Below are 12,310 nucleotides of genomic sequence, written 5' to 3'. Positions count from 1 at the left end.
AAACCTATGTCAGATCCACTTACTTCCTCAGCGCTTGGCTCTTCAACACAGAACCCGTTTCGGCTGGAGCGGCACGGCCCGCTGGCCGAGCTGGTGCTGTCGCGCCCGGCCCGCCACAACGCCTTTGATGCCGACCTGATGCTGGGGCTGCTCGACTGCCTCGATGATCTGGCCCATCTCCATGGTCATGATCTCGCCGAACGCCCTCACGCCCTGCTGCTACGTGCCGAAGGCAAACACTTTTGCGCGGGCGCCGATCTCAACTGGATGCGCAATCTGGCTCACGCCGATTTTGAGCACAATCGCGAAGACGCCCGGGTATTGGCGCGGCTGATGCAGACCCTCGACGAGCTCCCCTTCCCTACGGTGGCACTGGTACAAGGGGCTGCCTATGGCGGGGCGCTGGGGCTGATCTGTGCCTGCGATATTGTGCTGGCCAGCGATGATGCCCGCTTCTGCCTCTCAGAGGTGAGCCTGGGTCTGGTGCCTGCGGTGATCAGCCCCTACGTGGTACGCACTATGGGGATGCGTCAGGCGCGCCGCTACATGCTCAGTGCCGAGCCGTTCGATGCCATCACCGCCTGTCGGCTCAATGTGGCCCATCAACTCTGCAAGCCGGATCAACTACTGGCGGAGGGACGGGCGCAGGCCCTTCGTCTGTGCCGCAACGGGCCGGAAGCGATGAAAGAGACCAAACGGCTGCTGGCGGCGATAGAGACCCATCCTTCCCGCCTGCACGAAGAGAAAACCGTCGAGACCATCGCCCGGGTTCGGGTGGGGCTCGAAGCCCAGGAGGGGATGCAAGCCTTCTTCGACAAACGTCCTCCCGCCTGGCGTCCCCGTTTCAAGGATGAGACATGACCCATCACACTCAAATTAAGCGCCTGCTGATTGCCAATCGCGGCGAGATTGCCGTGCGCATCATCAACACGGCGAAACGCCTCGGCATTCACACCATCGCGATCTACTCCGATGCCGACGCCCACGCCATGCACACCCGTCTGGCCGATGAGGCCTGGCATTTGGGGCCCGCACCGGCCAGAGAGAGTTATCTCGACACCGGCAAGGTGCTTAAGATTGCCAAAGAGGCGCGCGCCGATGCAATCCATCCCGGTTACGGCTTTCTGTCGGAAAACAGCGACTTTGCCACCGCCTGCGAACAGCGCGGCCTGCGCTTTATTGGCCCAAGCGGCGCCGCCATTCTCGCCATGGGCGACAAATCGGGGGCCAAGGCGCTGATGCAGGCTGCCGGTGTGCCGGTGCTGCCCGGCTATCACGGTACAGATCAGCGGCCGGACTTCTTGCGCGATCAGGCGAGCCAGATTGGCTTCCCGCTGCTTATTAAGGCCGCCAGTGGCGGCGGTGGCAAGGGGATGCGCCGGGTCGATCAGTTGGCCGACTTTGACGAGTCGCTGGCGGCAGTCAAACGGGAAGCCAAGGCTGCCTTTGGTGACGATCTGGTGCTGCTGGAGCGCTATCTGCCACGGGCTCGCCACGTGGAGGTGCAGGTCTTTGCCGATAGCCTAGGCAACGCCATCTATCTGGGGGACAGGGACTGCTCCTTGCAGCGACGCCATCAGAAGGTGATCGAAGAGGCGCCCGCCCCCGACATACCTCCGGATCTGCGCCGCGCCATGGGGGAGGCAGCCGTGGCCGCAGCCAAAGCCATCCACTATCAGGGGGCTGGCACCATCGAATTTCTGCTCTGCAAGGATGAGTTCTTCTTTATGGAGATGAACACCCGGCTGCAGGTAGAGCATCCGGTCACCGAAGCGGTGACCGGGCAGGATCTGGTGGCCTGGCAACTGGCCGTGGCAGAAGGCAAGCCGCTACCACTCACCCAAGAGGAAGTGGTGCTGCGCGGCCATGCAGTGGAGGCGCGCCTCTACGCCGAGGATGTGGCGGCCGGTTTTCTGCCCGCCAGCGGGCCTATCCATTGGCTCCACTGGCCCGTTGGCGTGCGCATCGACACCGGCGTTACCGCTGGCGATGAGGTGAGCTCCTATTACGATCCCATGATCGCCAAGCTGATCGCCCACGGCCAGAACCGCGCCGAAGCGTTCGCCAAACTGGCAGATGCGCTGGCGGCACTGGATCTCGGGCCGCTGGTGCACAACGGCCCGTTGCTGCTGCGCCTGTGTGAAGAGTCCGACGTCCTGGCCATGGGCCACCATACCCAGTGGCCCATTCCCACCACAGCACAGCCCATTCCTGAGCTCGCCTGGCCGCTGGCAACCCTCTGGCTGGCGAGCCGCCCTGCGGGCACCTCCCCCTGGCAGCAAGCCTGCGGATTTCGGCTAGGGCCGGTTCGCTGCTGGACAGCGGCGGTGCGCATCGGTGATGAGCACCGGGTATTGACCCTTCACGATCATGGCGGCCAGTTTGAGTGGCAAGGAGAGACCCGTTGCCACCAAAGAGGTGACGACCATATCCGACTACAACAGGGTGGCGGCTGGCAACAGATCCCCATTCAGACGGTCGCAGGCTCGGAGGCAGCCTTCATCATGACCCTGGGGGGCCAGCGCATCCGTTTCGCAGCCGATGATCGGCAGCACAGCCACCATCATGATCAGACAAATGAGAAGGCGCAGGGCGCCATCGCTCCCATGCACGGCATAGTGGTAGCCGTGATGATCGAACCTGGCCAAACGGTCAGCAAGGGGCAACCCCTGCTGGTGCTGGAGGCGATGAAGGTGGAACACCAGTTGCGTGCAGAGCGGGACGGGGTAATTGAAGCCCTGCAGTGCAAACAGGGCGAGCAGGTAAACCAGGGGGCCGTACTGGTACGCTTTGCCGAAGAGATAGCCATACAGGAGGATCACCCATGAACCGATCACAGGACGTCCGTGACGACAGGGTCAGTCTGGTGGAGATGGGGCCGCGAGATGGCCTGCAAAATGAAGCTGCGCCCCTCTCCCTGGTACAGCGGCTGGAGCTGATCCAGCGCCTTACCGACAGCGGCCTGCAACGCATCGAGGTGGGAGCCTTTGTCTCTGCCAAAAAAGTGCCGCAGATGGCGGACTCCGCAGCGCTGTTCGAGGCACTGCCGCGCAAGGGCTCAACCCGTTACGGTGCCCTGGTGCCCAATCTGCAAGGCTTGCAGGCAGCCATTGCCGCCCGAGCCGATGAGATTGGTCTCTTCACCGCCTGCTCCGACGGTTTTACCCGCGCCAATATCGGCATCAGCGTGGAGGAGTCGCTGGTGCGCTTCGCCCCCTTGGTACAGGAGGCGCGCCGCCTCGGCATCAAGGTGCGCGGCTACCTCTCCACCGTCATCGCCTGCCCGTTCGATGGCCCGACCCGCCCGAAACGGGTCGCCGCCATGGCCGAACAGTTGCTGGATCTCGGCTGCCACGAAATTTCGCTGGGGGACACCATCGGTGTCGGCACTCCGGGCACCGTGGCCCCCATGCTGGATGCGGTGCTGCACGAGATCCCGGCGGGGCGACTCGCGGTCCATTTTCATGACACCTACGGTCAGGGCTTGGCCAACCTGCTACCCGCGCTGGAGCGCGGCATTCGCACCATCGACTGCTCGGTGGCGGGGCTTGGCGGCTGCCCCTATGCGCCGGGCGCCTCCGGCAATGTGGCGTCAGAAGAGGTGGTCTACCTGCTGCACGGCCTTGGCATGACAACCGGGGTGGATCTCGACAAACTGGCGGCCACCGGCCAGTGGGTGAGCGAGCAGCTCGGCCGCGCCAACGGCTCGCGGGTCGGTCAGGCCTTGCACGCCAATGCCGAACGGCTGCGTGCCCGCCTCTGCCAGCCACACGCCCAGCAACAGGAGTCATGATCATGTCCCGTTCCCTGCCCGGCAAGGAGATCACCTACAGCATTTCGGAGCTGGCCCACGAGTTCGATGTCACGCCGCGCACCATCCGCTACTACGAGGATGAGGGGCTGCTCACCCCGCTACGGGAGGGGCAAACCCGCATCTACAGCCATCGAGACAAGATCCGGCTCAAATTGACCCTGCGCGGCAAACGGCTGGGGTTTAGCCTGGCCGAGATCCGCGAGCTGTTCGATATGTACGACACCGACAAATCGAGCAAAACCCAGCTTCACTCCATGATCCAGCTGATCGAGGCAAAACGCGGCGTGCTGCGCCAGCAGCTGGAGGATATCCAGATGGTGATGGCCGAGCTGGAAGCCGCCGAACAGCGCTGTGTTAATTCCCTTAACAGCTTGAAAACTGGCACAGATTAACCGAATCTGGGAGCAAGCTATTGCCCTGGGGATCCCATGAGATATTGGTGCTGGTTTTTGCTCTTGTTCAGCCTCTCTGGCTGGAGCCATCCCCTCATCAAGGTTGGCGGATACCCCTATGCCCCCTTTGTGGTCAAACTCTCAGATTCCCGCTATGAAGGGCTGACGCTGGACCTCATCGCCAAGCTAAACGAGATCCAGCAAGAGGTAAGATTCGTGTTTGTTCCCACCTCGGCCGCCAACCGTTACAAGGCGCTCGATCTGGGCCGTTTCTCGCTGATGCTGTTTGAAGACACCAAATGGGGCTGGGACACCGATAAATTCAAGATGACAGCCCCCTTCCTCGGTGGTGGCGAGGTCTATGTGGCCCTGAACAAAACGGGCCGGGATCAGCGCTTTTTCGATGACCCCTCTCGGCATCATCTCATCGGGGTGACCGGCTACCACTACGGCATCGGCCAGTTCAATGCTGATCCCCTCTACCTGCAGCGCAAGCTCAATATCACCCTGGTCAAAGACAACATCAGCGCCCTGCAAGCGCTACTCAAAGGGCGTGGTGAGGTAGCCATTCTCAACGTTTCCTACCTTAACCAATATCTGCTTTCCCACCCCGACACCGCCGACCAGCTGCTGATCTCGCAAAAATGGGATCAACAGTATCAACACCGAGCCATCCTTCACCCTGAGGCTCCCATTACCCCTGCCCAGCTGGAACAGTGGCTGGCAGCGCTGCAAAAAAAGGGTGAACTGGATCGCCTTTGGACAAAGTACGGCGTACAACAGCACGCAACCCCATGATTACTATCCAGCTTTTCTGTACCATGGCGGGAACCAAATGGGAGTGCACCAAATGAACACCACCGAGCCCGCGTCCCCCAAGCTCCGCTTGCTGCGCTACCTTGCCTACGCTTTCCTGCTGTTTCTTATCCTGATCACTCTGCTGCTGTGGCAAACCCCCCGTCTGGTCCAGCGCTATCTGCCCGGCTGGCTGGCCGAGCACTACGGCCTGCAACTGACGCTGGGGGAGATTGACGTAGGGCTGCGCAACCCTTCTCTCACCCTCGGCGCGACTGCCCTGCTCGATGCCAAACAGCAGCCTATCATCCGTTTTGAGCAGCTCTTTATCACCCCAAACCTGCAAGCCAGCTGGCAGCAGAAAGGGGTCGTGCTTTCCGCCGTCACCCTGACCAAACCCGTGGTGCTGCTGCAACGTCTGACAGACAAAAAAGGGGATGTTCGACTCAATCTGACCGATGCGCTGGCGACCCTGCTCGCCCCTGCACCCTCCCCCGAGCCCGAAACAGCCAGCGCCCCGCTGCTGGTCGATATTGCAAGTGTCAATGTCACTGACGGGAATGTGCGCTATCAGGATCAACGCAAGGAGAGCGAACCCGGCTGGTTGCCGCCTCTCAATCTGGAGAAGGTGACCCTCAAGCTCGATAACCTGCGTACCGAGGCAAACCATCCGACCGCCTATCAGCTGAGCGCCGCCATCAACGGCAAAAGCAGCCTCGCCGCTCACGGCAAACTCGATGTGATGAGCGGCATGGGTCAGGGTAAGGGGAGCCTCAAACAGGTCGACCTGAAACCCTTCGCACCGCTCTGGGCACCCTATCTCAAGCTGGATCTGGCCAAGGGCCACGCCAATGCAGAGGTGGAGTACCTGCTTAAAGAGGGCAAGCAAGGGGTACTGTGGCAATTGTCCAAAGGCAAGCTGACGCTGGACAACTGGCAGCTTAAAAAACACCAGGGCGACGAATTTGCCCGCTTCGGCCAGCTGGCCCTGAGCGAGCTGGCTGTCGATGGCCAGAAACAGTCGCTCCAGATCGGCAAGGTCACTCTGCAACAACCCCTGCTCAAGGCCACCCTCAACCCACAGCTGGAGCTGGATCTGGCTGACTTGCTGATTGAACAGGCCCCCGCCAAGCCCGTCAAAGGGGCCCACGCCGCAAACGAGGTGGCCAACAATGCGGCGCCCAAGTCGGCACAACAAGCAAAGACAGCCGGTAACGGCAAGAAACATGCGCCAGACAAACCCTGGCAGTGGCAGCTCAAGCAGATCGTTATCGACAAGGGCGATCTCACCCTCACCGAATCGAGCAGCGGCAAACCGCTGGCACGCCAGCTCTCCGGCCTCAAGCTGGCGCTGGGGCCACTGGGCAGCAAGGGGGAGCAACCGAGCAAACTGAATCTGGCCACCCACTTCAACCAGAGCAGCCCCCTCGCCTTTGATGGCCAACTGACCCTGACTCCTTTCACCTTAAGCGGCGACATCAACCAGCAGGGGCTACCCCTGACGCTGGCACAGCCCTATCTGGCCGATCTGGTACGCATCAAGGTGCAAAACGGGCTGCTGAGCAGCAAGACCCGCCTTGATCTCGCCACCACCGCCCAGGGAGATCTCAGCAAGCTGACCCTGCAAGGGGGGCTCGATATCAACGGGCTCAAAGTAGTCGATCGGGCAGACAATCAGCGACTGCTGGAGTTCAACACCCTGGCTCTCACCGGTCTGACGTACGACGGCATCAGCCAGCAGATGCGGATCAAGGACATTGCTCTGAACAAGCCCTTCGCCCGCATCGAGATCAACGAAGATGGCACCACCAACCTGCAACAGCTGCTGTTGCCGCAACCAGCGGCAGCAAAAAGTACTGAAGCAAAGGCAGGCAGCAAGGCTCCCGACTTTCGTTTCACCATCGACCAGCTGCGCACCGAGCAGGGCAACCTGCGCTTTGCCGATCGCAGCCTGAGACAAGATTTTGTGGCCGATATCGCCTCGCTGGGCGGCCAAAGTCGCCATATCAGCAATATTCCGGGGCAACGCTCCGATCTCGCCTTCAACGGCAAGGTGGATCGCTATGCGCCAGTGACCATTCGCGGCGGTACCAACCTGCTGGTGGCCAACCCGATCCTCGACATCGCGGTCGCTTTCCACAATCTGGAGCTCACCACCTTCACCCCCTATTCGGGCACCTATGCCGGTTATGCCATCGACAAGGGGCAGCTCTCCATGAAGCTGCACTACAAGCTGGAGGGCAATCGGCTGGAGGGGGATAACGACATCACCATCAAGAAGCTGCAACTGGGCGAGAAGATCAAGAGCGATCAGGCCAAGGATCTGCCGCTGGGGCTGGCCATCGCCCTGCTAAGCGATGCCAACGGGGTGATACAGATGAACCTCAAGGTGAAGGGCGATCTCGATCAACCGGACTTCAGCATCGGCAATATCTTCTGGGATGTGCTGGGCAACACCCTGAGCAAGGCGATCACCTCCCCCTTCTCCCTGCTCGCCTCGCTGGCCGATGGCACCGAAGATCTCGACGAACTTCCCTTCCTGCCGGGGGATCCCGATCTCACTCCCACCCAGCAGGAGAAACTGGTCAAGCTGGCGCAGGCCCTCAAGGATAGACCCAAGCTCAGCATGAACATTCGCGGCAAGGTCAACTTCAACGAGGAGCGCCCCATCCTGCAACGGCAAAAGCTGGAGCGGGTACTGGCCAAGCTCACCGGCAATCAGGCGGATCTCGACCTGCTGGAACAGGACTCAGCCCTGCAAGAGGCGCTGGCCCAGGCCTATGAAGAGCGCTTTGGCGAAGATCTGGATGATCTGGCGGACCGCCTCCATCTGGATGAAGAGAGCGCGGCACTGCGGGCCCAGGCGGTGATCCTGCTGCGGGATCAGCAGCTCATCACCGCCAAATCCCTGCGCAATCTCGCCATGCGCCGGGCGCAAAATACCAAGGAGTTTCTGGTCGACAGCCAGGGGATCGCCCCGGAGCGGCTGTTCGTGCTCGACAGCCAGGTCAAGGAAGAGGACAAGGAAGCCAAAGTGATCCTGACACTGGATCAGTAAGGCCGCCGCACTGCGCAAATGCGTAATAAAAATACAACCCCTCAACTATTTTGACACCTTTTGCTCACCAAACAGCCTGTCTTGGTGAGCATTTGGCCTCTGATGCAAATAATCACGTAGTTTTTTTACGATTTATCCCCCTTGCCCCCTTGCGGGCGCGCCACAGCCTGCCTAAAATCGCGCGTCTTTTGTTAACCCCCACCTCTATTTTTGGAGAACGCCACGTGAGCGAAAAATTGGCCAACCCTGCCCCTCTGGGTCTGATGGGTTTCGGTATGACCACCATCCTGCTGAACATCCATAACGCAGGTTTCTTCCCCATCAGCGCCATGATCCTGGCCATGGGCCTGTGCTACGGCGGCATCGCCCAGATCATCGCTGGCATCATGGAGTACAAGCGTGGCAACACCTTCGGTGTGACCGCGTTCACCTCCTACGGCCTGTTCTGGCTGAGCCTGGTGTTCCTGCTGATCATGCCGACCATGGGTCTGGCCGAAGCCACTCCGCACGCCTACATGGGTTGGTATCTGCTGATGTGGGGCATGTTCACCCTGTTCATGCTGGTTGGTACCATCAACTACCCGCGCGCCAAGCAGTTCGTGTTCGCCTCCCTGACCGTGCTGTTCTTCCTGCTGGCCGCCCGTGACTTCACCGGCAGCACCCTGATCGGCACCATCGCCGGTTTCGAAGGCATCATCTGTGGCGCCAGCGCCATCTACCTGGCCATGGCCACCGTTATTAACGAGCAGTTCGGCCGCACCGTGATGCCAATCGGCGATCACAAGAAAGCCGCCGCAGTACAGCTGAAAGCCGCTGCCTGATAGGCAAGCCACTCAGATTGTGAAAAAGGCACCCTCGGGTGCCTTTTTGCTATTTCGCAAAGCTGACGCTCCTGCACACACATCTCCCTTTTCAGCCCTACATCCGGATATCCGTCTCTAGCTATTCGGCACTCCTGACACACCCATTTGTGGATATATCCATCAACTAAATAAGGCTCTCACGGGCCACCACAAGGGATGCAGTGTGTTTTTTAGTATGAGGGCGTATAGCCACTGCCTTTTTTAGGAACTGATCCACCTAATACTATCAAGTTATTTTAAAGCATCCCGGTTCAATACTTTTTTATCTGCCATCAAAAGGTCATTCACCTTGCTCGACCAAACAGGTTCATATTCTTTATTTTCATTTTTTTTGATAGGCCATACAAAGCCATGTTTATCAAAATCTGCCTTGTCGATTGTTGTCCCCGGTTGTGGAGTTAAAATCTTCACATTCAATTTATTAGCAGCATTTATCACTCGCTCTATGGGTTCTGACCACCCATGTGGAGCCATATTGTAAGCAGCCCAATGAACAGGTAATAAATATTTCCCTCGCAATATTTTATGAGCTATAACGGCTTGCTCTGGTCCTAGGTGTGTATCATGCCACATGGCACTATATGAGCCAGCCTCCATTAATGTTAGATCAAATGGGCCATACTTTTCACCAATAGTGTTAAACTCCCGATGCATCCCCGTGTCACCACTATAAAAGATTGAATTATTACTATCCTTTATGACCCAACTCGACCACAAGGTGTGATTAGATCTTGATAAACGGCCAGAGTAATGGCGTGCCGGTGTTGAAGCAATAAACACCCCATCAATGACTTTTTCTTCCCACCAATCAAATTCAATCACTTGAGCTTCTGGCACCCCCCATTTCATGAGAATGCTCTTGATTCCTAATGGAACAACCCATTTTGTTTTTTTACTTCTAAAGTAGTTCGCTACCTCATAGTCTAGATGGTCATAGTGATCATGCGATATAACGATAAGATCAACTGGAGGTAGCGCATCTAGCCTCATGGAAGGAGAATAAAATCTTTTTGGCCCCAGAACCTTAAATGGAGATGCTCGTTCAGACCATGTCGGGTCAATAAGGACTCGACTCTTTTTGAACTCCAATAATACATTTGAATGCCCAAACCATGTAACTCTCAAACCTGACGATGGTAACGCAACCAAATCTTTGCCATTGCGAATACCATAATCAATAGGCTCCTCAGGAGTTCTAACCTCCTTATTATTAAATAGAAGGTGATACAAGCGTTCTATCGATGAGCTATCATCCTCCTTCATCTCATCAATGTTCTCAAATCCCTTTCCATTCCAATGTTCTGAGTTAATGACTTTCAGGTTATCTTTTGGAGCATCAGTGTCGCCGATAACAATATAGACGGATGTATATATCGACAAGACGACAATGAATATCATGGATAGCAATGCTAAAATAACTTTCACAAAAGCACCTCTAAATAAAAGCAAGTTGAAACTTTTAATATAACAGCAGATTGCATCAACAGGATTAAATTAAACTATTCATGGAAGATAGAATAGACTCAAGACCATTTGTAAAAATTGACTCAGGAATTAACATGGTTAATCCCTGACTACAGGTAGCTACATTAAAAATGTGAGAGTGATGATAAATAAACTTAACTTCGAATTACAGATATTACACTGTTTCTATCTTCCGGTTTTTGTGGACCTATCAATATTGAGTTTTTAACCATTCGATCAATCAAAATAAATTGATCTTCAGTCTGAGCGTGGATCATCGCGATCGGCTTGTCAGCATCGACGCTTTGACCCAGGCGGATAAAGTCGGTCAGACCGACCGCATAATCAAGTTTGTCACCGGCAGCGCGGCGACCACCGCCCATGGCGACCACGGCCAGACCCAGCTCGCGGGTATCCATGGCGGTCACGAAACCGCTGTTGGCCGCGAAGACCGGGCGCACGATGGCGGCTTTGGGCAGGTAAGCGTCGTAACGCTCCATAAAATCGGCCGGGCCACCGAGACCTGTCACCATGCGACCGAAGATCTCGGCCGCCTTGCCGTTATCCAGCACCGCCTGCAGCTTGGCACGGGCATCGCGCTCGTCGCTGGCCAAGCCTGCAGAGATAAGCATCTCGGCGCACAGCGCCATGGTCACTTCGTGGATGCGCGGGTTGCGGTATTCACCGGTCAGGTAGCGCACCGCTTCACGTACTTCCACCGCGTTACCGGCGCTGGAGGCCAGCACCTGGTTCATGTCGGTCAAGAGCGCAGAGGTGCGGCAACCGGCACCGTTGGCCACGGCCACAATGCTCTTGGCCAGCTCTTCGGAGGCTTCGAAGGTTGGCATAAAGGCGCCGGAGCCCACTTTCACATCCATCACCAGCGCTTCGAGCCCGGAGGCGAGCTTCTTGGAGAGGATGGAGCCGGTGATCATGGCGATGGATTCGACGGTGGCAGTGATGTCCCGTACTGCATAGATACGCTTGTCAGCCGGGGCGAGATCGCCGGTCTGACCGATGATGGCGACCCCCGCCTCTTTCACCACTTTCAGGAAACGATCGTTGTCGACCGAGGTCTGGTAGCCGGGAATGGCATCCAGCTTGTCGAGGGTACCGCCGGTATGGCCCAGACCACGACCGGAGATCATCGGCACGAAACCGCCACAGGCAGCGACCATTGGGCCAAGCATCAGAGAGACCACATCACCCACACCGCCGGTGGAGTGTTTGTCGACAATCGGGCCACCCAGATTGAGGTGATCCCAGGTTAGCACCATGCCGGAGTCGCGCATGGCGCAGGTCAGGGCAACCCGCTCATCCATGGTCATGTCTTTGAAGTAGACCGCCATCGCCAGCGCGGCAATCTGCCCCTCACCGATGGTGTTATTGGTAATGCCCTGAACGAAGAATTGAATTTCTTGGGTACTGAGCGCTTCACCGTTGCGCTTCTTGCGAATAATTTCTTGAGGCAAAAACATCTTTCATTCCCTCCGCCATTGCTGGCGTTACACAAGCCTGAATCCTTGCCCGCACACCGCATGGTGGGGGCTAACAGGGCGGACTGCAGTCCGCCCTCTCATCAACCTATTAGTAACCGCTGGTGTTGGCCGGCTTGTCGCCATGCCCCAGAGTGGCCAGCAGACTGGCCAGCAGGCTGGATGCACCAAAGCGGAAGGTACGGGCGGACACCCAGTCGTTGCCGAGGATCTCTTCGGCCATGGCCAGGTACTGACCGGCAACGGCTGCGTCTTTCACGCCACCAGCTGGCTTGAAGCCGACTTTCGGATTCTTGGCCTTGATCACTTCCATCATGATGCGTGCCGCTTCTGGGGTCGCATTGACCGGCACCTTGCCGGTGGAGGTCTTGATGAAGTCGGCACCGGCATCGATACAGATTTCGGAAGCGCGACGGATCAGCGCCTCT

Annotated in this window: 9 protein-coding genes and 1 pseudogene; 7 read left to right on the top strand and 3 right to left on the bottom strand. The window is 57.7% G+C overall.

Annotated features, from left to right (window positions below; all coding sequences use genetic code 11):
• Window positions 1-6 precede the first annotated feature (6 nt).
• The 7 genes from AB5Y83_RS16480 (at window position 7) to AB5Y83_RS16450 (ending at window position 8,880) form a co-directional block, all read left to right on the top strand.
• Window positions 7-861, top strand: a complete 855-nt coding sequence (locus tag AB5Y83_RS16480) for an enoyl-CoA hydratase-related protein (protein ID WP_368175543.1) — start codon at window positions 7-9, stop codon at window positions 859-861.
• Complete coding sequence (locus tag AB5Y83_RS16475) at window positions 858-2,828, top strand: biotin carboxylase N-terminal domain-containing protein (protein ID WP_368175542.1); 1,971 nt, start codon at window positions 858-860, stop codon at window positions 2,826-2,828. The genes AB5Y83_RS16480 and AB5Y83_RS16475 overlap by 4 nt, the downstream gene beginning before the upstream one ends.
• Window positions 2,825-3,793: a hydroxymethylglutaryl-CoA lyase gene (locus tag AB5Y83_RS16470; RefSeq protein ID WP_113739405.1), complete on the top strand. Its 969-nt coding sequence runs from the start codon at window positions 2,825-2,827 to the stop codon at window positions 3,791-3,793. The genes AB5Y83_RS16475 and AB5Y83_RS16470 overlap by 4 nt, the downstream gene beginning before the upstream one ends.
• Window positions 3,794-3,795: 2 nt before the next feature.
• On the top strand, window positions 3,796-4,206 hold the full coding sequence (locus AB5Y83_RS16465; RefSeq protein ID WP_368175541.1) for a MerR family DNA-binding transcriptional regulator: 411 nt from the start codon (window positions 3,796-3,798) through the stop codon (window positions 4,204-4,206).
• Window positions 4,207-4,242: 36 nt separating this feature from the next.
• The gene (locus tag AB5Y83_RS16460; protein WP_042052847.1) at window positions 4,243-5,004 is read left to right on the top strand and encodes an ABC transporter substrate-binding protein; all 762 of its coding nucleotides are present in this window, start codon (window positions 4,243-4,245) and stop codon (window positions 5,002-5,004) included.
• Between the two features lie 52 nt (window positions 5,005-5,056).
• Complete coding sequence (locus tag AB5Y83_RS16455) at window positions 5,057-8,059, top strand: DUF748 domain-containing protein (protein WP_368175540.1); 3,003 nt, start codon at window positions 5,057-5,059, stop codon at window positions 8,057-8,059.
• 224 nt (window positions 8,060-8,283) lie between these two features.
• Window positions 8,284-8,880 (top strand): GPR1/FUN34/YaaH family transporter, encoded by a 597-nt coding sequence (locus AB5Y83_RS16450; protein WP_005336948.1) that lies wholly within the window; start codon window positions 8,284-8,286, stop codon window positions 8,878-8,880.
• A 273-nt stretch (window positions 8,881-9,153) separates the two neighbouring features.
• Here AB5Y83_RS16450 and AB5Y83_RS16445 read toward each other — a convergent pair whose 3' ends face one another.
• The 3 genes and pseudogenes from AB5Y83_RS16445 to AB5Y83_RS16435 form a co-directional block, all read right to left on the bottom strand.
• On the bottom strand, window positions 9,154-10,347 hold the full coding sequence (locus tag AB5Y83_RS16445; protein WP_368175539.1) for an MBL fold metallo-hydrolase: 1,194 nt from the start codon (window positions 10,345-10,347) through the stop codon (window positions 9,154-9,156).
• Window positions 10,348-10,541: 194 nt separating this feature from the next.
• Window positions 10,542-11,864, bottom strand: coding sequence for a thymidine phosphorylase (gene deoA / locus AB5Y83_RS16440; protein WP_110303840.1), 1,323 nt, complete (start codon window positions 11,862-11,864; stop codon window positions 10,542-10,544).
• Window positions 11,865-11,973: 109 nt separating this feature from the next.
• Window positions 11,974-12,310, bottom strand: a pseudogene (locus AB5Y83_RS16435) (deoxyribose-phosphate aldolase); the annotation flags it as partial.

The organism is Aeromonas sp. R5-4 (assembly GCF_040908215.1).
Lineage (GTDB): Bacteria > Pseudomonadota > Gammaproteobacteria > Enterobacterales > Aeromonadaceae > Aeromonas > Aeromonas veronii.
This window is presented reverse-complemented; position numbering and strand designations above follow the sequence as displayed.